At 64.1% G+C, this 19,635-nt stretch carries 21 protein-coding genes; 9 read left to right on the forward strand and 12 right to left on the reverse strand.

Annotated elements, in window-relative coordinates; genetic code table 11:
• Window positions 1–39 precede the first annotated feature (39 nt).
• Together ACP15K_RS11460 and ACP15K_RS11465 are read right to left on the reverse strand one after the other, a co-directional pair.
• Window positions 40–1,050, reverse strand: a complete 1,011-nt coding sequence (locus ACP15K_RS11460) for an IS30 family transposase (protein WP_424990000.1) — start codon at window positions 1,048–1,050, stop codon at window positions 40–42.
• Between the two features lie 229 nt (window positions 1,051–1,279).
• Window positions 1,280–1,957 carry a Crp/Fnr family transcriptional regulator gene (locus ACP15K_RS11465; RefSeq protein WP_193142747.1) on the reverse strand — a complete coding sequence of 226 codons (678 nt, stop codon included), beginning with the start codon at window positions 1,955–1,957 and terminating at the stop codon, window positions 1,280–1,282.
• Between the two features lie 151 nt (window positions 1,958–2,108).
• On the opposite strand from ACP15K_RS11465, the gene ACP15K_RS11470 reads away from it, so the two are divergent.
• From ACP15K_RS11470 to ACP15K_RS11485, 4 genes are read left to right on the forward strand one after another with little or no spacing between them, the layout of a single operon-like run.
• Window positions 2,109–2,264 (forward strand): hypothetical protein, encoded by a 156-nt coding sequence (locus tag ACP15K_RS11470; protein ID WP_424990567.1) that lies wholly within the window; start codon window positions 2,109–2,111, stop codon window positions 2,262–2,264.
• 11 nt (window positions 2,265–2,275) lie between these two features.
• Window positions 2,276–4,219 (forward strand): DUF3604 domain-containing protein, encoded by a 1,944-nt coding sequence (locus ACP15K_RS11475; RefSeq protein ID WP_424990568.1) that lies wholly within the window; start codon window positions 2,276–2,278, stop codon window positions 4,217–4,219.
• A gap of 4 nt (window positions 4,220–4,223) precedes the next feature.
• Window positions 4,224–6,011: a DUF3604 domain-containing protein gene (locus ACP15K_RS11480; RefSeq protein ID WP_193142750.1), complete on the forward strand. Its 1,788-nt coding sequence runs from the start codon at window positions 4,224–4,226 to the stop codon at window positions 6,009–6,011.
• Window positions 6,012–6,022: 11 nt separating this feature from the next.
• Entirely contained in the window at window positions 6,023–7,006 is a 984-nt protein-coding gene (locus tag ACP15K_RS11485; protein ID WP_193142751.1) for a SphA family protein, read from the forward strand.
• 45 nt (window positions 7,007–7,051) lie between these two features.
• Here ACP15K_RS11485 and ACP15K_RS11490 read toward each other — a convergent pair whose 3' ends face one another.
• From ACP15K_RS11490 to ACP15K_RS11520, 7 genes are all read right to left on the reverse strand, one after another.
• On the reverse strand, window positions 7,052–7,936 hold the full coding sequence (locus ACP15K_RS11490; protein WP_424990569.1) for a transglutaminase family protein: 885 nt from the start codon (window positions 7,934–7,936) through the stop codon (window positions 7,052–7,054).
• Between the two features lie 49 nt (window positions 7,937–7,985).
• A complete protein-coding gene (locus ACP15K_RS11495) occupies window positions 7,986–8,198 on the reverse strand; it encodes a hypothetical protein (RefSeq protein WP_193142753.1) in 213 nt (70 codons plus the stop codon).
• On the reverse strand, window positions 8,195–8,698 hold the full coding sequence (locus ACP15K_RS11500; protein ID WP_193142754.1) for a hypothetical protein: 504 nt from the start codon (window positions 8,696–8,698) through the stop codon (window positions 8,195–8,197). The genes ACP15K_RS11495 and ACP15K_RS11500 overlap by 4 nt, the downstream gene beginning before the upstream one ends.
• A gap of 154 nt (window positions 8,699–8,852) precedes the next feature.
• A complete protein-coding gene (locus ACP15K_RS11505; protein WP_226925979.1) occupies window positions 8,853–9,533 on the reverse strand; it encodes a hypothetical protein in 681 nt (226 codons plus the stop codon).
• A 154-nt stretch (window positions 9,534–9,687) separates the two neighbouring features.
• Window positions 9,688–10,041 carry a hypothetical protein gene (locus ACP15K_RS11510; protein WP_193142755.1) on the reverse strand — a complete coding sequence of 118 codons (354 nt, stop codon included), beginning with the start codon at window positions 10,039–10,041 and terminating at the stop codon, window positions 9,688–9,690.
• On the reverse strand, window positions 10,038–10,352 hold the full coding sequence (locus ACP15K_RS11515) for a hypothetical protein (RefSeq protein WP_193142756.1): 315 nt from the start codon (window positions 10,350–10,352) through the stop codon (window positions 10,038–10,040). Before ACP15K_RS11515 ends, ACP15K_RS11510 begins: the two co-directional genes overlap by 4 nt.
• Window positions 10,353–10,567: 215 nt before the next feature.
• On the reverse strand, window positions 10,568–11,302 hold the full coding sequence (locus ACP15K_RS11520; RefSeq protein ID WP_193142757.1) for a Crp/Fnr family transcriptional regulator: 735 nt from the start codon (window positions 11,300–11,302) through the stop codon (window positions 10,568–10,570).
• 152 nt (window positions 11,303–11,454) lie between these two features.
• On the opposite strand from ACP15K_RS11520, the gene ACP15K_RS11525 reads away from it, so the two are divergent.
• Window positions 11,455–11,691, forward strand: coding sequence for a hypothetical protein (locus tag ACP15K_RS11525; RefSeq protein ID WP_424990570.1), 237 nt, complete (start codon window positions 11,455–11,457; stop codon window positions 11,689–11,691).
• A 76-nt stretch (window positions 11,692–11,767) separates the two neighbouring features.
• A complete protein-coding gene (locus ACP15K_RS11530; protein ID WP_264299190.1) occupies window positions 11,768–11,902 on the forward strand; it encodes a hypothetical protein in 135 nt (44 codons plus the stop codon).
• Between the two features lie 703 nt (window positions 11,903–12,605).
• Here ACP15K_RS11530 and ACP15K_RS11535 read toward each other — a convergent pair.
• The 3 genes from ACP15K_RS11535 to ACP15K_RS11545 form a co-directional block, all read right to left on the reverse strand.
• A complete protein-coding gene (locus ACP15K_RS11535) occupies window positions 12,606–12,920 on the reverse strand; it encodes a hypothetical protein (RefSeq protein ID WP_193142759.1) in 315 nt (104 codons plus the stop codon).
• Between the two features lie 166 nt (window positions 12,921–13,086).
• A complete protein-coding gene (locus ACP15K_RS11540; protein WP_424990571.1) occupies window positions 13,087–13,806 on the reverse strand; it encodes a 5-formyltetrahydrofolate cyclo-ligase in 720 nt (239 codons plus the stop codon).
• A gap of 168 nt (window positions 13,807–13,974) precedes the next feature.
• Window positions 13,975–14,589, reverse strand: a complete 615-nt coding sequence (locus tag ACP15K_RS11545; RefSeq protein WP_424990572.1) for a TetR/AcrR family transcriptional regulator — start codon at window positions 14,587–14,589, stop codon at window positions 13,975–13,977.
• A gap of 105 nt (window positions 14,590–14,694) precedes the next feature.
• Here ACP15K_RS11545 and ACP15K_RS11550 point away from each other — a divergent pair, with 105 nt between their 5' ends.
• Genes ACP15K_RS11550 through ACP15K_RS11560 form a run of 3 tightly spaced genes read left to right on the forward strand, consistent with a single transcriptional unit; the run spans window position 14,695 to window position 19,564 of the window.
• Window positions 14,695–15,183, forward strand: coding sequence for a cytochrome b (locus tag ACP15K_RS11550; RefSeq protein ID WP_193142761.1), 489 nt, complete (start codon window positions 14,695–14,697; stop codon window positions 15,181–15,183).
• 5 nt (window positions 15,184–15,188) lie between these two features.
• The gene (locus ACP15K_RS11555) at window positions 15,189–16,487 is read left to right on the forward strand and encodes an efflux RND transporter periplasmic adaptor subunit (RefSeq protein ID WP_424990573.1); all 1,299 of its coding nucleotides are present in this window, start codon (window positions 15,189–15,191) and stop codon (window positions 16,485–16,487) included.
• Complete coding sequence (locus tag ACP15K_RS11560; protein ID WP_193142763.1) at window positions 16,484–19,564, forward strand: efflux RND transporter permease subunit; 3,081 nt, start codon at window positions 16,484–16,486, stop codon at window positions 19,562–19,564. Before ACP15K_RS11555 ends, ACP15K_RS11560 begins: the two co-directional genes overlap by 4 nt.
• The last annotated feature ends 71 nt before the right edge of the window (window positions 19,565–19,635 follow it).

Here is a 19,635-nt window from a genome sequence, read left to right on the forward strand (position 1 = left end):
TGTGAGCTCACGGTGAAGTGCAGTTCCTGATATGTCGTTTTACTCCAGCCGGTTCTGTAACTCCATCAGCTCGCTTTGAAACACCTCAGCGGGCGTTCGGTAGCCGAGGCACTTGCGCGGCGTGGAATTGACGCGGTGGCAAATCGACCTCAAGTATCGATTTGTCAGCGCCGTCGGTTCGGTGGATCTGGGGAGATACTTCCGCAGCCTGTTGTTCGTGTTCTCGACTGTGCCTTTCTGGTACGGAGCTTGTGGGTCACAAAACCATGCATCTGCACCTATCCCGGCTTTCAGGTGCCGCCAGGCGGAGAACTCGGTGCCGCGATCAAAGGTGATCGACTGGCGTGCATCGGCGGGCAGGGGAGCTAGCCCCTGGATCAGCGCCTCCATGATCGGTTTGGATTGGCGATCCTCATTGCGCATGACAACGGCGAAACGACTGACGCGCTCGACCAGAGACGTCACGTTCACCTTTCCATGCTCCTTGCGGAACATCATCAGGTCGCACTCCCAATGGCCGAACTCGGCACGCTCAGAGATGCGCTCAGGCCTGTGGGACAGGCTTTGAACGTCGAAGATGTGGGTCCGGTTATGCTTGCGATAGCCACGCGGCCTGCGGCGGCGGCGATGTTCGGGAAGGTGCCGATAAAACTGCTCCTCGCGACCGTCCTTGGAATAGGCGAAGCGATAGATCGTCTCGTGGCTCACGCGGATCGGATGACGTTCCAATCGCATGCGACCGGCTATCTGCTCTGGCGACCAGCCAGCCTTCAGCCGATCCTCGATGGCGGCCTTGAGTTCAGGATGAGCGATCATCTTGCGATGGACAGCACGGCGCTGCTCGTATTTGTCTTGAGCGACGAGAGCGTGATAGCCGTTCAGCTCCGGTATTTCTTCGTCAGTATATCGGTTCCGCTTAATGTCCCGGTAGATCGTCGAGGGGTCGCGGCACAATCTATCCGCAATCTCTGAGACCGGCATTTTGGCTTCCAGCCACTTTGCGAGCTTGCGCCGTTCGTCCAGCTTCAGGTGACAATAGTGGGTTCCCATTCTTCATACTCCATGCAACTCTCTGTATTCGTACAAAATTTGCACTTCGTTTGTGAATCCACCCAGAGGCCGCGATCCGGACCGATGCAAAGCTGTGGTCACGCCGCATTTCCGGGATGATCGGTGCCGCGCCAGGGGCCTCGGGGTGCAGGTGTTGGTCTGGCAGTTTGCCTGGGCCAGCAAGGCGCACACCGCGCGTGGGCACAGCGTGCCCAAGTTTCGAACAGGCTCACATCAGGCGGGCTTGCAGGGCTTCGGGATTGCGCACGGCGATCACTCCATAGTCCATGTGGATTTCGCCATTTCGTTTCAGCTTGCGCAAGATGGTGCCCGTCGCCGTACGTGAAAGATTGGCTGCAACCGCCAGTTCTTGCTGTGTAATCCGGATTGACTCCAGTGGCGGGGATGCCGGGTGGTTCAGCCGATGGCCCGTCAGCCTGAGCAAGAGCGCAACGACCCGCGCCTCGGCCGAGGCGAGCATCAGGTCGTCCGCTGCGCCCATTGCCAGCATTCCGTGCTGCACCGCCAGAACCGCAATCCAGCGCCAGATCTCGGGCTCTGCCCCGGCCATTTCCAGAAACGCGGTTCTGGTGACACGCAGCAGAAGCAGATCCTCGTTGGCATCGATCTCCATGATGCGCTGCAGGCCGGTCACGAGTTCGAAGTCTCCGAACCAGAATCCGGGTCCGCAGATATGGGCGACCCGCTGTTCGTGTTCGTTCATCGCGATGTGCATCCCGATGGAGCCCGAGGCAATTCCAAACAGGTCACCTGCCTCGTCTCCAATTCGAAAGACGATCTCTCCTGCCGGGACGCGCACCCATGAGCCTAGCGACAGAATGCTGTCCGCCAGCGGTGCAGGAACATCGCCCAACCATCCGGATTTCAGGTGTGTGTGGTCCGCCATCTTGCATCCGCCATTTTCACAGGATTGGTCAATCCTGCACAATGTTTTCGAGATGCCAATGGTATTCTGCGTCGATGCAGTGGCATAGGATAAAAGGCCACCGCGCCTGTCAAAGTCTTGGGCTGCCCGGAAAATGGTCCGATCAAACGCAATGCAATGGAAGCTGTCCGGCCTGATTGTCGCACTGTCCGCCATGTCTGCGGGGGCGCAAGACAATGGACTGCCGGCTGACCATAGTATTCACGACGACGGCATCACCCCCGAGAACACCTTCGGCCTGACGGCCAAACTTCTGCTGCCGAGATAGGAGATATTTCCATGCGACCATCCGTTCTTGCCCTTGGCGTCACCCTTTCCGCTGCAGCGTTCACGCTGGCCTTGCCGTCCGGTACTGTGGCGCAGGACATCCCGCCAGACGCGGCTGCGGATGTTCTGAAGGGACGGCCCTATTCGCCCTATGCCGACCGGGCTTTTCCCACGAGTGTGTTTTTCGGCGATACCCATGTGCACACGGCCCTGTCGGCAGATGCCGGCGGCGGCGGAACACGGCTGTTGCCGCGCGACAGCTATCGTCTGGCCCGGGGGGAACAGATCGTCTCGAACACCGGGCAGCCGGTGCAACTGTCCCGGCCCCTGGATTACTACATGATCACCGATCACTCGGACGGGATGGGCGCCATCACCGATATCCTGTCCGGGGCGCCCAACATCCTTGCCGACGAACAGGGGCGGAAATTCCACGAGGCCTTCGCGCAGGGCGGGCAGACGGCGCGCGAGGCGGCGCAGGAACTGACCAAGCAGTTTGCGCAGGGCACCCTGTCGCCGGTTCTGAACTACCAACCCGGCAACCCGGCCTACAAGCGCGTGTGGGACGACATCATCGCCGCCGCGGAAGAGTTCAACAACCCCGGCGTGTTCACCACCTTCATCGCCTACGAATGGACGTCGCTGGTGGCGGGCAACAACCTGCACCGCAATGTCATCTTCCGCGACGGGCCGGAACGGGCTGGACAGGTCGTGCCCTATTCGACCACGCCGCCGCTGGGATCCAGCAATCCCCGCGATCTGTGGGCCTGGCTGGAAAACTACGAAGCGGTGACTGGCGGCGATGTCACCGCGATCCCCCACAACGGCAACCTGTCGAACGGGATGATGTTTCCGCTGGTGGACGACTTTGCCGATGGTGTGCCGCTGGATGCCACGTACGCGGCGGCCCGGCAGAAATGGGAACGCTTGTACGAGTGGACGCAGCTGAAGGGCGATGGCGAAGCCCATCCCCTGCTGTCGACCGAGGATGAGTTCGCCGATTTCGAAACCTGGGACTACGGCAACCTTGATGCGACCGAACGCAAGACCCCAGAAATGTTGCCCGGCGAATACGCACGGTCCGGGCTTCTGCGCGGGCTGGAGCTTGAAGCCACGCTGGGCACCAATCCCTACAAGTTCGGCGCCGATGGTGCGACCGATACCCATATCGGCATGACAACGGTTCAGGAGGACAACTTCTTCAGCAAGTTCGCCGCCTATGAACCCAGCCCCGAACGGGCCAAGCACGTTGGCCGGAACTTCCCGGATGGCGAGGTTGCCTATGAATCCTGGATCTATTCGGCAGCAGGGCTGACCGCCGTCTGGGCCACGGACAACACCCGTGGCGCGATCTTCGATGCCATGGAACGGCGTGAAACCTATGCCACCACCGGCCCCCGCATGACGGTGCGCTTCTTCGGCGGCGACTTTGCCGAAAGCGCGATCGACCGCCGCGACCTGGCTCGCATCGGCTATACCGGAGGGGTTCCCATGGGCGGCGATCTGGCGCCACCCGCCGAAGGCGATGCGCCGGATTTCCTGGTCTACGCGCTGCGTGATCCCATCGGCGCCAACCTCGATCGCATCCAGATCATCAAGGGCTGGATCGATGCCGAGACCGGCGCGGCGATGGAGAAGGTCCATGATGTGGCCTGGGCAGGCGACCGCACCCCCGGCGCGGATGGAAAGCTTCCCCCGGTGGGCAACACGGTCGATCTGTCGATCCCGTCCTGGACCAACGACATCGGCGCAGCCGAACTGGGGGCGGTCTGGACGGATCCCGACTTCGACCCGGACGAACGCGCCTTCTACTATGCCCGCGTGATCGAGATCCCCACCCCCCGCTGGACCGCCTATGACGCGGTGAAATTCGGCGTTGAAATGGGCCCGGACGTGACCATGGTCACGCAGGATCGCGCCTATACCTCGCCGATCTGGCACACACCCCAAGGATAGATTGATGCAAGCCCTAGCCCCCAGCCTTGCCCTCGTGCTTCTTGCGACAACCGCGCTGGCCGAACCCAACCCGGCGAGAAACGCCTATTTCGGCGAAACCCACATGCACACGGCCCTGTCGCTGGATGCCTATATTGGCGGCACCCGTCTGATGCCGTCGGACAGCTACCGCTTCGCCAAGGGCGCGCCGGTGCTGGTCAATGGTCGGCACAAGCAGTTGGACCGGCCACTGGATTTCGCCGCCGTCAGCGATCACGCGGAATACCTGGGCGAAATGGTCTCGACCATCTTTCCCGACGCGCCGGGGCACCTGGACGAGACCATCGTGAACCTGCGCAACCTTCAGACCCTGGAGGAACGACAGCAGTGGTTTTACAAATACGTCGTCTCGAACACGCGCGGCGACAACCCCAGCCATCCGCCGTTCTGGCAGGGCGAGGATACCACGCGCACCGGCTGGCAGATCACCATCGACGCCGCCGAGGAACATAATGATCCGGGCAATTTCACGGCGTTCATCGCCTTTGAATGGTCGGCAGCCCCCGCCGGCGGCAACATGCATCGCAACGTCATCTTCCGCGACAGTGTGGTGCCGGGTCTGCCGCTGGACAGCTGGACCACCAACAAGGCCGAAGAGCTTTGGCAGTGGCTGGACGCGACCGAGCAGGCGGGCTCTACCCTGCTGGCGATCCCGCACAACTCGAACGCCTCGAAGGGGTTGATGTTCCCACAGGTCGACAGTTTCGGCGATCCGGTCGATGCCGAATGGGCCGCCAGCCGCAACAAGTGGGAACCGCTGGTCGAGATGATGCAGATCAAGGGCAATTCCGAAGTGCACAGGTCGTTCTGGGCCGCCGACGAGTTTGCCAATTTCGAGAATGCCGACACGATCCAGAAGAACTCGAACCGCTGGTTCTCGAAACAGGATTTCGTGCGTGAAGGGCTGAAGATCGGGCTGGCGCAGGGACAGGCGCTTGGCACCAATCCCAACCAGATGGGCTTCATCGGTGGCACGGACAACCACAACGGGTTGACCAGCGACGTTTCCGAGGATGATTTCATCGGCGGGCACGGGCCCGAGGATGGCAGCGTAGAGCGTCGGCGAACTGCCGGTGTTGGCGGCTGGATCGACGGGATCGACCTGTCCATCGGCTCGCTCGCCGGGGTCTGGGCCGAGGAAAACACCCGCGCGTCGATCTGGGATGCCATGAAACGGCGCGAAACCTTCGCCACCTCTGGCCCGCGCATCAAGGCGCGGATGTTCGGAGGGGCCGGGCTGGTTCCGGTATCCGATCCGGTGGATTTGGTCGCACAGGGCTACGCGGGCGGTGTGCCGATGGGCGGTGTTCTGGAGGCGGGCCAGACGGCGCCGACCTTTACCGTCTACGCCGAGAAGGACCCCGATGGCGCCAATCTGGATCGCTTCCAGATCATCAAGGGCTGGGTCGATGCCGAGGGCGAGACACATGAACGGATCATCGATGCCGTCTGGGCCGGGGATCGCACCCCCGACAGCGACGGCCAGTTGCCGCCGGTCGGCAATACGGTGGATCTGGAAACCGCGCTTTATACCAACGACATCGGGGCGCCGATGCTTGTGGGAAGTTGGACGGATGACGATTTCGACCCGACGCAGGGCGCCTTCTACTATGGCCGCGTGATCGAGATCCCGACGCCGCGCTGGACAACGTATGATGCCGTCCGCAACGGCCTGCCCCTGTTGAAAGAAGTGCCCGCGACGATCCAGGAACGCGCCTGGACGTCGCCGATCTGGCACACGCCGGCAAAGTGAGGGGGACGACAATGCACAGGGTCCGCCCCGCCATCGCCAGCCTTGCGCTGCTGCTGGCCGCCGCGTCCGGCGCCCATGCGGTCGAGGGCGGCATGGGCGCCTATCTTCTGGGATCGCGGACCACATTTTCCGGGATCGTGCCGGGACCGGGCACATATGTCGGGTTTGACGTGGTGACCTCCGAGGGGTCGGTGCAAGGTCTCTCGCTCGCCGGGTTGCCCATTCGCGCGGACACGAAGATCGACCTGACGTTTGCCAAGCTCAGCGTCACGCAAGTCTTCGACACAACCCTGTGGGGCGGCACCCCTGCCCTCAACATCAACATCCCCTATGTCTTCGACGCGAAACTGTCGTTCATCGGGCAAACACCGCCCATCGACGGCATTCCGATCACCGACACAACCTCGGGGGTGGGCGATGTCACGGTGACCGGTGTGGTTGGCTGGCATCGCGAGAATCTGCATTACAGTGCCGCCTTGTCGGTTTTTGCGCCGACGGGCAGCTACAGTACAGCGACGATAGATGTGGCCAACCGCACCATCGACGCGCTGAACACCGGCAAGAACATCTGGTCGATCCAGCCGGTCTTCGCGATCACCCATCTGGATCCTGCGACGGGGGTGGAGCTTTCGGGTTCGGCCAGTGTGCTGTTCAGCACGCGCAATCAGGCCACCGACTACCAGAACGCACCGGCGGTCAACCTTGAGGCGGCGGTTCTTCAGCACCTGAAGTCCGGCTGGGCCTTCGGCGCGACCGGCTATGCCTACAAGCAGATCGGAGACGACAGCGGCTCTGGCGCCGAGAACACCAAGGCCTTTCTGGGCGCCGACAGCCTGAGCGCCCAGGTGTTCGGTCTTGGACCCATCGTGACCTACGCCGGGGCCAACCTTTTCGGAAACGACGTGAGCTTCCAGTTGAAATACTACAGCGAATTCGGCGCCAAGCGCCGGTTCGAGAGCAACACGCTCTGGCTGAATGCGTCTCTTGCATTCTGAGCGGACCGGTCCCGCGTGGCCCCTGGGGACCGCCCGATCCGGTCGCTAGACCGCGGCGGGATCCGAAGACACATCAACCCTCACCACAACATCCATCGCGATCAAATCGTCGGTTGCACCGGTAAAACTGCCGGTCACCGGCGTCACCTGCGCGATGTTTCGGGCGACGGCGACCGGGATCAGGTTCTGGGATCCGACGCTTCGGTTTGTGGGATCGAAGGCGATCCATCCGGCACCGGGAAGATAGATTTCAACCCAGGCATGGGTCGAGCCGGAGCCCGCAGAGCCCTGAAGGCTTTCTTGCGGATCGGACAGGTAGCCCGAGACGATGCGCGCCCCGAGACCAAGGTGCCGGGCGGCTTCCGCCAGCAGGACCGCAAAGTCCCGGCACGACCCCCACCCCCGATCCAGCGTTTCAGTCGGAGACTGGGTGCCTTCCATCTCGCGACTCTGATAGGAAATCTGCGCAAACACGCCATTGCTGATGTCCTTCAACAGCGACAGCGTGTCGGTCGGATGCGCCATCACAAAACCCGCGACCCACCGGGAAAAGCGGCTTTCCGGATCGCCATATTGCGGGATCGTCAGCGCGCCCAGATCGGTCCATTCCTCGGCGGAATAGGTAAAGGGATACTCTGTGGCCGAGGCAGAGATGGCAAAGACCGGCCACGCCGGCGCACTCAATTCCAGACGTGCGCGGCTTTCGATCACCAGATGATCTGTGGACGCGTCAAAGGTGGCGGTCGCAATGGCGTTGCCGGCGACATCATGCGCCCATGTGACGGTTGCCGCCGGGGTGATGGATACCGCGTGCGAGAACAGCCGCAGCTCCCGCGTTTCGCGCGGGCGCAGCATCAACCGGTGCGGCCCGAGCGAGACCCGGTGGCGATAGCGGTAGGTGGTCGTGTGCAGGATATCGAGATGGGCCACGGTGGGTTCCAATTCGGTTCGGAGACAAAAACGCGCCCGTCCTACGCCGTCAGCGGCGGCGGGTGCCGCCCGGGGTGACGGGCATGGCGTTGCGCCAGACGTTGAGCCCCTTGCAGCGGCGGCAGATGCGCTCTCCGAACCCCTCGCTCCAGAACACGGCCTCGCAGCGCAGGCACTGGCGCTCTCGCGGCACGTCGCCCGAGGCGCGCGCTGGCGCCTTGTCCGGCAGCGCCCTGTCAGCCTTGGGTTTCCTGATCGTCATGTTGCGCCTGTTGTCCGGGCGGTGTCCGTGGACAGTCCGCTGTTCGACGCAGACGGTGTGACTTCGTTCTGCGTGTCCTGGGTGGCCAACACGTCCCGCGCGCTGCGGCTCGATCGGTTTGGCCCCTGCCCGGAATAGAGATGGCGCAACTGGGCTTCCGAAACGCCGTCGGCCTCCATCACCAGACGGATCATCGGGTCGGCCAGCATTTCGTCAACAAAGTAGTCCGACAAGGCCTTGCCCGTCAGCTTGTCCATGGCGCGCGCAAAGTCCAGATCGGCAAGCGAAACGGTCAGGGTTCTGGCCAGTCCGGGATGCGATGTTCTGGGGTGCAGCTTCACCTGCACCGAAGCTTTCCAGGCCTCGGGCTGCAGATGATCCGGTGGCGACACCAATTCTGTCTCGATGGCATACTCTCCCGCGGGAAGCGTTTCTTCAAACCCCGGAACACGGAACGGCCGGGTGAAGATGGCAACGGTCTTGCTGGTCAGGTCTTCCATCGGCGTGGTCCTCCGTGGTTTGGGTTTCGTGGGGTGCGGCGTTGGAAAGCCCGGCGGCAGCGGCGCCTGGCGCACCCACCAGGGGGGGGCGCTGGCACCGCTGCCCGGACAGGCCGTGTACATGGCCGGTGACCGCAGCAAAATGGTCAAGATCCTATTGGTTCAGCACGCAGCGGCCACCTGACAGTTGGAAGTTCCTGTGGCATTCCCACCGGTTCCCGGACCTGTCGATATGGGCGTTGGCGGGCAGTTCCAGCGGAACGCAGCCACCACCCGACCTTGAATAGCCCCGGTCACATTTCCAGCCCGGACCATAGGAGGCATCGCTGAAATAGGCGTTCTCGGGAATGATCACGGCGGTACAAGCGTCGTTCTGTTCGACGTAGCCGCGCTCGCATGTCCAGGGCTGGCCATAGATCGATGCGTTCAGGAAGGCATTGTCGGGCACCACGATGGGCGCACATGCCTCGCCCACGGCCTCGAACCCCCGGTTGCATTTCCAGGATGCGCCATAGGTATCATCCGACAGATAGGCATTGTCCGGCACGACGATTTCCTGACAGGCGTTGTCGACCTTCAGGTACCCGCGCAAACAGCGCCATCCCTGCCCCGAAGCTTCCAGATACCCGCCCTCGGGAACCGCCACCTCGGTGCACATCGCACCGTCGATTTCGCGATACCCGTGCAGGCATTCCCAGCCGTCGCCATAGGTCCGGTTCGTGGCGAAGGCATTCTCGGGGATGTCTATGGGCGTGCACTGATCGCCGTCGATCCGGAAGGTCAGGTCACACTCCCACCCATCGCCATAGCTTTTGGGATGCGCATTCTCGGGCATCGGGGCGCCAAACGATTGTGCAAGGGCCGGAAGCGCGAAAGCGGCGGACGCTGCCAGAACGCAAAAGATCGCCGAACCGCGCGTGGCGCGCCAGAAGGCCGCCGTCCGGTTCCGAACCGGTCGGCCACCCTTGCGCGCCGCAGTTGTCCCGAGCCTACGAGGCATCCAGTTGCAACCCTTCGATACAGGCCTGGGCAAGATCACGGTTCGGAGAGTCCGCCCCAGGGATGGTCGCCCAGCCCGCCGCCATGATCGCATCCCGGCGCTTGAAGGTGGAGGCCGCGCGGATCGTGGCAAGTTGTTCGATCCGGTCGGGATCGGTGCGCGCCTTGTCGAGGCAGACCGGCACCATCGCCGCTATCACCTCGTCACGCGCCATCGCGTTGGCCAGTTTGTCCGCGCTGCCGCCGGTCATCCAGCCGCCCCAGGAAAACCCGCCAACGCCGACGACGACAGCGCCGATCAAGGCGCCGTAGATTCCGGGTTTCAGCCATTCGGGAGTGTTCATTTCAAGTCCTCCGGCGGAGAAAGCGCCGCCTCGCTGTGAGTGTTCTGATTCGTCATTGCCTGATCGCGGCGCAGCGCCGCTTTCAGGTCGTTCTCGGTGGTGGCGCGCATCTCGCTGCGCCCCGCATCTGCGCCCTTGCCTTCCACAAGCAGGTAGGTCGCCGTCCGCCGGTAAGCCTCGAAGCTGAGCCCCTGGAGGAGTTCTTCCTCGACGAGCACCTCGTAGTCGCCGGCGGGCAATACTCCCGCGTGGCCCAGCAGGCCAAACGCGTTGGCAAACGTCACCGTCGATCTTGACGATCGCATGTTCATCCTGGGTCTCCGCAATGTTGGCAGATCCGTCGCTGACACCTGTCTGCACCCCCGGATCACGGCGGCCGTCACTGTCGAACGATCTGTATTCTTCTACATCGGGAACCTTTGCCCGGCGCTGACGCAGGTTAGTCCCGGCCATCAAAATCCGGTTGGCCGGCGGTCAATGCGATCGAGGCGGGAGGGGCCCCGCAGGCGCCCGAAAGGCCGCAACCCTATTTCAACAGGGGCCCGGTCTGATCCAGATAGGCTGGATCGAACTCGGCAAGATCCACCAGCCTGCCGTAGTCGTGAATGGTCACATGGCCCTCGCGGAAGGTCACCAGACCGCTTTCGCGCAACTGCCGCAGGACACGGTTCACATGCACCGCGCTAAGCCCCAGAGTGTCGGCAAGGTGATATTGCGTCAGCGGGCAGTCGAACCCTTCCTTGCTGCCCATGCCCACCAGCGCTAGCCGCGATCCCAGCTCCAGCAGGAAGTGCCCCATACGGGCATCCGCGTCGCGTCGGCCGATCCCGACCAGATGCTCCACCACCATCGCCTCATCCCGCGATGCGGCCCAGAGGATGGCGGTGGCAAGGCGCGGCGTCTGCGCGAATGCCGCCAGCAGATCCTCCGCCAGAACCTCGACGGCCTGGATGTTCACGATAGGCTCGAAACTGTGATCCGAGGTCCGCAGCAGAACGCTCCGCAATCCCAGGAAATCCCCCGGCACCTGGAAATCGACGATCTGGCGCGTGCCGTCCGGCTGGATCTTGTAGGAACAGACCCACCCCGACGACAGGATATAGGCGGCTTGTGCCGACTGGCCCTGATGCACCATATCCCGCCCCGCCACAAAGGAACGGCGACGCTGGTGCAAGCCGTCCAGCACGGCCAGTTCAACCTCGGACAAGGCAACGAAGGCCGAAAGCTTGCGCGTGAGGGGGCTTTTCTCGACTGGTGTCATGGATCCTCCAGTCCAAAATGCGGTCCGCGCGCCGAAATCGGCCCGGAGACTGCTCTCGATCAGTCCAGCATAGACCATTTCCTGCAAGAAGTACCCATACGCAGCACCGCATCCGATGCCCCGGATCACGTTGTGATGAAGGGAAAACCAAGATGATCACGGCGAACGAGCACGCAGGTCAGGCTGCCCTTTCGATCTGCGAGGCGCTTCTGCTTGCCCTGAACGATCACGGGGTTCTGCCGGAGCATGAGATCGTGGGAGTTCTGCGGGATGCTGCGGCAACCCACGAGAACGCCACCGGGACTGAGACCGAGATGGCGCGGCACCGGGCCGTTGTGGCCCTGATCAACGCAATCATCGACGGTGGCAACTCGATTGGGCGCGCGTGACGCCCCCTGAACCAAAGCTGCCGGCAAGCGGCGGGCCAACCCGCATTGAAACCAACGGACAACGGAAGGAAAACCCATGTCAAAAGGCGACAGGAAACGCAGCAACCGCGAAGTGAAAAAACCCAAGAAGACCAAGGAAAAGGTCGCGGCAACCGCCGATTTCGCCAAGGGAAAGACGGCGGTCAGTATCGGGGTCAAGAAAAAACCATAACTCCGGTAGGTGGCGCAATCGGCCCGCAGAATGCAGTCCAGCGCCATCAGGGTGTTGGGGCAAGACATCCGCCGCACCGAAATATATCTGTCCGGACGAAGGGCGCTGCTGGGCTGGAGCGTGAGGTTTGCGCGGCATCAACCTTCAGTTCTGGGCGCGCGCCGTGAAATGCGCCCCGCCCCGCTTGTTCCGTGTTCCAAACGCGTTTGCGGGTTGGGGCGCGACGTGCGCTGACGCGCCGTTACCACGGCAACAGCCATGGGGCTACAACAGATACTGACCTGCTGGCGTTATTGAATGTCGGCTTGCCGATCGGGGTCCCGTTCCAGTCGCGGGGGGCATCTTCCTGACCGCGACGCTGAAAGTTGCAACCCGTCGGTTAGCGATGCCGCAGCATAAGCCCCGCCTATTCGCGTGGCCGGTGAGCCGTTTGCCATCTGCGCGGGCCTCCAACAGGCTGCGATGACCTACACGCCTGTCTGCGCCGATTTGGCTTTTCCAGACCATTCCGCGCGAACTGGGTACACCGGGTATCAGGGTTGCCCTGACGGTCGGCACGGTCTTCACGGCAGTTCTGACCCCACTGGCCTTGCGAAAGCGCAGACCCGCGTCTGATGCCAGAACATGCGATGCGGGCTAGAGGTTCCTGGGGGTGTTGAAGGCAGGGGCTGTGCGCCCTCAAACCCGGCCGCAGATCAAGCCCCTAGGATGCAATCGCCACAACCGAAGCCTCGCCCTCTCCCTTGTTGCGCGTGTAGCGCATACTGTCGCCGCGATATTCGATGATCTCGCAATCGAGACCGAGATCCTCGCCATCCAGGGACGCAGTTCGGCAGAAATACCCATCTTCCCAATACCACTGCCCGGACAACTTGCCGGTCCCGGCCTGCCCCGTGATCCGGCCATCCGCGTGGATGACAAACCTGAGCCCGTCGCCAACCAGTTCCCGGTCGGCAAATCGTTTCAGAAACGCTGTCCGGGACAGCAGCCGTTGCCAATTTGGATTTGGAGATGTCATGGCTTTATCCTAGCGGGCACGGCCGGGCTTCACCAGCCAATTGCTGCCCGGCGCAACCGGTGGCACGAAATACCCCGCTGCGCTGCAAGTCACCCGGTGCCGCCTATCGCGATCCGGAAGGCATCGCATTGACAGCGATCCTCTGTACGACCGTCCAAGGGGAACATCAGCGTCCGGCCCGATACCGTAGACCCGATTGCGTGACGATCGCGTCAAGGCGAATGTCGTGCGGCTGTGGATAGATCGTCGGCAGCAGTGCTGCATCCAGGCCGACGCCCACGACGAAGGGCCGGGGCGACAGGGCCGCCAGCGTGCGGTCGAAGTATCCCCCGCCATAGCCGAGGCGATAGCCCTCTTGGTCCCAGCCGACAAGCGGGGCGAGGACGAACTCCGGGGTCTCCTTCTCTGCGCCGGGGGCAGGCACCGGGATGTTCCAGTGTCCGCGGACCATCGGCGCACCGGGTTGCCAGCGGCGAAAGACCAACGGTGCGGCACGGGTTTCCACCACCGGCAGCGCCGTGGCGGCTCCCGCTGCGTGCTGGTCGCCAAGCCAGCCGCGCAGGTCTGGCTCCGACTGGATCGGCCAATAGCCTGACACCACCCGGCCGGCGACCGGGCCGACTTGGACGTCAATCAGCGAGTCGAGGGCGCGCGCGAGGGCATCGGCCAGCGTGGCCCGCCCGGCCACCGGCAAGGCCGCCCGGGCGGCCAGCAACCGCCGCCGTTCGGAGGTGCGCCAGCGGGCAACGTCCCGGGCCTGTTGCGGATCGACGCCCAGGGGGTCGAAATAGGCTGGGTCGATCTCGTGCGCGAGACAGGGCGGCGAGGCGTAGGATTTGTGCCTGGCAGTCGCCATTTTGGAGCCTTTCCAACCATGTGGGGTCACCTTCCGGGCTACGCCACTTAATAGGTATTGTAAATACTTATTGGTTTGGCGCGGCAGACCCGCCGTGCGGGGAACAAGACAATGCCCGCAAGACCACCGGGCAAAGTCACGCCCCCCGGATCGTTGCTGTCGACGGCCAAGAGCACCCATGGCGTGATCCGCCGGCAGTCAGTCGGGATGGCGCACGTCCCCCCTGCGCAGCAACGCCATCTGAATGTCGAACAGCCGCAAGCCTTCGTCCACGATCGGAAAACTCCGGGTGCCCAACGTCCAGCGGATGGCCACGCCCTGTACCAGCGATGTGAGCAGGATGGCCACATCCGCAGCCGCCACATCATCGCGCAAGGCGCCCGAATCCTGAAGCCCGGCGACGGCCTTGATCTGCCGTTTTTGGAACGAAGCGAGCAGACCCGCGAACACATCGCGCAGATCGGGATTGTCCAGGGTCAACTCGCGAGAGAACAGGATCGATGGCAAGGCCGGGGTTGCCCGGATCGCGGAAAGCTGTGCGGCAATCAGGGCCCGCAATCGCGCCTCGGGATCACGGGCGCCGGCTTCGGCTTCGTCCCAATCCGCAGTGAGACGCGTGGCGACATGTTCGGCAACGGCCAGCCACAATGCGCCTTTGGTCGGGAAATGCCGGAAGATGGCTGGCTGGCTGATCCCGATCATCCGCGCCAGGTCCGTCGTGCTCATGCGGTCGGGCCCGATCTCGAAGGCCAGTTTCAAGACCTGCGAAACGATCTGCGCCTTGCGATCCTCTGCACTGCGGCGTTGCGGCATGACATCCCCTATTGTTAGTGAGCACTAACTAACTTATTGTCGCTCCCGACGCAACACGCGTTTCCGAGTCGCCCAGATGCGGGCCCCCGACAGAAAGGACCGACAATGCCCACCCCGACCGGCTATTCCAGACCCCAGATCGCGCTGCACTGGATCGTCTTTGCCCTGATCGCACAGCAATACCTGCTTCATGATGCAATCGCTTCGGCCTGGGATCGTATCCTGGACGGGGCCGAAGTGGCGTTCAATCCGCTGGTTCTGGCCCATGTGGCGGGCGGGGCGTTGGTGCTCTTGCTGACGCTGTGGCGCCTTGGCCTGCGCCGCCGCCATGGAGTCCCGGCCCCGATCGAAGGCAGCGGGCTGCAGCACATGATCGCCAAGCTTACCCATGTCGGCCTTTATGCACTGATGATCCTGATGCCGATCAGCGGCTCGGTCGCCTGGTTCGGCGGCGTCGAAGCGGCCGCCGAAGGGCATGAGGTTCTCAAGGTCGCCCTGCTGGCGCTGATCGTCCTGCACGTCGTGGGCGCGCTCTATCACCAGTTCGTGCTGCGCGACGGTACGCTGGCGCGCATGCGCCACACCGGGAACTGAGACCGATGCGTCTCGGGCCGCTGCTTGCCTTGCCGCCCATCGCGCTGGGGGCCGCCGCCGCCGCGTGGATGATCACGACGGCGCCCGGCCCCGCGCAGGTGGCGGCCACCGGGACCGGGTTGCCCGTTCAGGTGATGACCCTCGCGCCCGAGACCATCCGACCGATCGCCACCGCCTGGGGCAACCTGCGCGCCGCTGAAACCTGGGTCGCGGTGGCCGAGGTCCAGGGCGCGGTGATCTGGCATCACCCCGACCTTGAGCCGGGGCGCGTGATCCCCGCAGGCACCGAGGTGTTGCGGATCGACCCCGCGGATTACAATCTGGCCCTTGCCCAGGCAGAGGCCGACCTTGCCTCGCTGGAGGCCGAACTTGCCCAGTTGACCGCAGAGGCGGACAACACGCGACGAATCCTGGCACTGGAACGCGACCGGCTGACGCTGGCGGAAACGGATCTTGGCCGCATCCGCCGACTGGCCGAACAAGGCAGTACATCACAGTCCCGTGCCGATGAGGCGGAGCGGGCCACGCTGCTGGCGCGCCGCACGGTCGCCGAACTGGAAAACGCCCTGGGGCTGATCCCGTCGCGGGAGGCACGCATCGCAGCACAGATCAAGCGGACAGAGGCCGCGATCCTCGGCGCGCATCGCGCGATTGGCCAGACGACATTGACCGCCCCCTTCGATCTGCGCGTGACCGAGGTCGCTGCGGAACGATTCCAGACCGTGGCCCCCGGACAGATCGTCATTCGCGGCAGCGGGATCTCGTCGGTCGAGGTCGTCGCGCACCTGCCGCTGGACGCATTCCGTCGACTGATCGGCGACAGCCCGGGGGATGTGAGCCTGCTCGAAATGATGCGCCAGGGTCCGGGCGTACGGCTGGAGGCGACGCTCAGTCCCCTGGCGGATCCTGCTCAGGTCTGGGCCGCGCGGGTTTCGCGTGTCGAGGGCGTTCTGGATGCACGGGCGCGCACCGTCCCGGTCGTCGTGACGGTCGACGATCCCTACCGGGATGCGGACCCACCCCATCGGTTGCCGCTGGTGCCCAACATGCAGGTTTCAGTCACACTCACCGGCGCCCCCCTGCCCGAGGTTCTGGCCATCCCCGAGGCGGCGTTTCATGCCGGCATGGTCCGCGTTGTGGGCGATGGCAACAAGCTGGATCTGCGTGAAGTCACCCAGGCCTTCGCTCAGGATGGCCGCGTGGTGATTGCCGAAGGGCTGGTCGCGGGCGACCGTGTGGTCGTGGACGACATCGCCCCGGCGATCCCCGGACTCACGCTGACGCCCGTCGAGGTCGGAAAATGATCCGCTGGTTCGCCGGCCACCCGACGGCGGCCAACCTTCTGCTTTTGCTGTTTCTCGCGGCGGGCGCCTTCACCGCTCCGGGACTGCTGCGAGAGACGTTTCCCGATTTCCGCGCCGTCGAAGCCGAGATCACCGTGCCCTATCGTGGTGCTGCGGCCGAGGATGTGGAAAGCGCGATCTGCGCGCCGCTGTGGGACGCGGTCCAGGTGGTCGAAGGCCTGGAAACACTGACCTGTACCGCGCAAACGGGCCGCGCCCGGGCCGTCGCCACCATGGCGCCGGGCAATGATCCGCTCCGTTTCGTCAATACGCTGCGTACCGAAGTGGCCGCGATCAACAGCTTTCCCGACCGGACCGATCCCGCCATCGTGCGCGAATTGCACCGCTCGGACCCGGTAACATCGGTCGCCGTGTCGGGCGATCTGCCGCTGCCGGAACTCGACCTCTATGCCGAGGCCCTGTCAAACCGCTTGATCGCCCTGCCGGGCGTTGCCGGCGTCACCCGCTCCGGTCTCGGCACCCGCACGATCCGGATCAGCGCCCGCGCTGCCGTGCTTGAGGGTCATGGGCTGACCCCCGTCGGGCTGGCCGCCACCATCGCCAGCCAGAACATCGACCTGCCTGTCGGCACGCTGGAGGGCACGGGGGCTGATCTGACCCTGCGGCTCACGGCCGAGCGCAACACGGTGATGGGTCTGGCACGGATTCCGGTTCTCGTGCTCGCAGACGGTGCCACACTGACGCTTGGCGACGTGGCCGTGATCGACGAACGATTTGAGCCGCTCTACGACCGGGTCGCGGTCGATGGCACACCGGCGATCCTGATCGACGTCGCAAAGGCGCTGGACGCCGATGCCTTGCGGGTGCTCGATGCGGTTTCGGAACTCGTGGACGCAGAGACAGCGCGCCTGCCCGACCGCCTGCGGGTCGAGGTCGTGCAGGATGTCACCTCGATCATTCGTGACCGGTTGGTGATGCTGGTCCAGAACGGCGTGATGGGGCTGGTGCTGGTGGTTGTGGTCCTGAGCCTGTTCTTCCGTCCGGGATTTGCCGTCTGGGCCGCGATGGGCCTGCCGGTCGCCTTCGCGGGCGCCTTCCTGTGGATGGGGCTGACCGGGCTGAGCCTGAACATGATGACGCTGGTGGCGCTTTTGATGGCGATCGGAATCGTGATGGACGATTCCATCGTGATTGCCGAATCCATTGCCGTGGAAACCGCGAAGGGCGTCACGCTGGAAAACGTGGTTGCCGGGGTCGGGGTGGTGGCGCCCGGTGTCGTGGCCTCCTTCCTGACAACGCTCGCCGTGTTCCTGCCGCTGGCATTCCTGGCCGGCGAACTGGGCGCGGTCCTTGAGGTTCTGCCGGTCGTGCTTCTGGCGGCGCTGGCGGCTTCGCTGGTCGAGGCCTTCCTGATCCTGCCCCATCATCTGAAAGGCAGTCTGCGCGTCGCCCCCCCATCGCGCGTGCGACAGCGCGTTGACGCGGCCTTCGACGTCCTGCGCGAGCGCGGCATCGGGCGTCTCGCGGATAGGGCGATCCGCGCACGCTGGCTGGTCGCCGGACTGGCCATCGGTGCGCTGATCGCGACGGTTGGCACTTTGGGGGGCGGCATCGTCAAACGCGAAGCGATGCCCGAGATCGACGGGGACGTGCTGGAGGCGCGCATCCTGATGCCGGCGGGCACGCCCCTCGCACGCACGGCAGAAGCCGTTTCGCAGGTCGAGGCCGCGCTCGACCGGGTCAACACGCAGCTTGCACCGGAGCAACCCGAGGGGCAGCCCCTGGTCATCCGGCGGATCACACGCCTGGGCCGCAACCTGTCGGCGGGCGAAAACGGCGCACATGTCGGCACCGTGGCCGTGGACCTTCTGGGGGCCGAGATCCGCACGAGCACGCTGGACGAGATCGTGGCGCTGTGGCGGGCCGAGATCGGTCCCCTTCCCGGCGTCACCTCGCTGATCCTGGTCGAACCCGGCATCGGGCCGCAGGGCATCGCGGTCGAATTGCGCCTGACGCATCCCGACCTGGACACGCTGCAAGCCGCCGGACGCGCGACCCTTGCGGAACTTGAAACCTACGCCGGGGTGCGCAACGCGATCCTTGACCTGCGTCCCGGTGCGGGCGAACTGCGGCTGACGCTGGCACCCGGCGCCGAAGCCCTGGGCCTGACGGCCGCCGACGTTGCCGCGCAGTTGCCTGCGGCCTTCCTCGGGTCCGAGCTTGCCGAAGTCCGACGCGGTGACATGGCCTGGGACATCGAACTGCTGCTGGCCGAGGCTGACCGGGAGACGCGCGCCGACCTGAGCGATTTCGAGATTGCCCTGCCCGGCGGCGGCACCGCGCCGGTTTCCACCATCGCGACCATCGAAGAAGGGCGTGGCTGGGGCACGATCACGCGCCGCAACGGGTTGCGGACCTTGACCGTCTCGGCAGACGTCGACGGACGGATCGGGAATGCCGACGCGATCACGGCACAAATGTCCGAAAGTTCCCTGCCCGACCTCGCCGCCGCGACTCCGGGCCTGACGTTCGAGGTTGCCGGACAGGCCGCGAATTCGGCCGAGACCGTCGCGTCGATCCTTAGGGGGTTCCTGATCGGGTTGGTGGGGATATTCATCGTCCTGAGCTTCCAGTTCCGGAGTTACGTCGAACCTCTGATCGTCATGCTGACGATCCCCTTGGCGTTTCTCGGGGTGATCTGGGGGCATATGGCGATGGGCTATAACATCTCGATGCCGTCCCTGGTCGGCGCGGCCTCGCTTGCCGGGATCGTGGTGAACAACGCCATCCTGCTGGTCGGGGTCATCAAGACACGACAGGCCCAGGGACAGACCGCGGCACAGGCCGCAGGCGATGCCGTCCGCGTCCGCTTTCGTCCGATCTTCATCTCGGCCTCGACCACCATCATCGGAATGGCCCCGCTCCTGTTTGAAACCTCCACGCAAGCGCAGACGCTCAAGCCACTGGTCATTTCCGTGGTGTTCGGACTGCTGGCCTCGACGGTGCTGATCCTTCTGGTGCTGCCGTCCTTCTATGCAATCCTTGCCGACCTGGGCCTGAACAAGAAGGATGAGTGAGCTGTTGGACACCGCCGGGCCGGATGGGGCCTTGCAGCTTCGAAAGGCGCATCTTTCCAATGGGGATATCG

The organism is Fluviibacterium sp. S390 (genome assembly GCF_049800695.1).
Lineage (GTDB): Bacteria > Pseudomonadota > Alphaproteobacteria > Rhodobacterales > Rhodobacteraceae > Meridianimarinicoccus.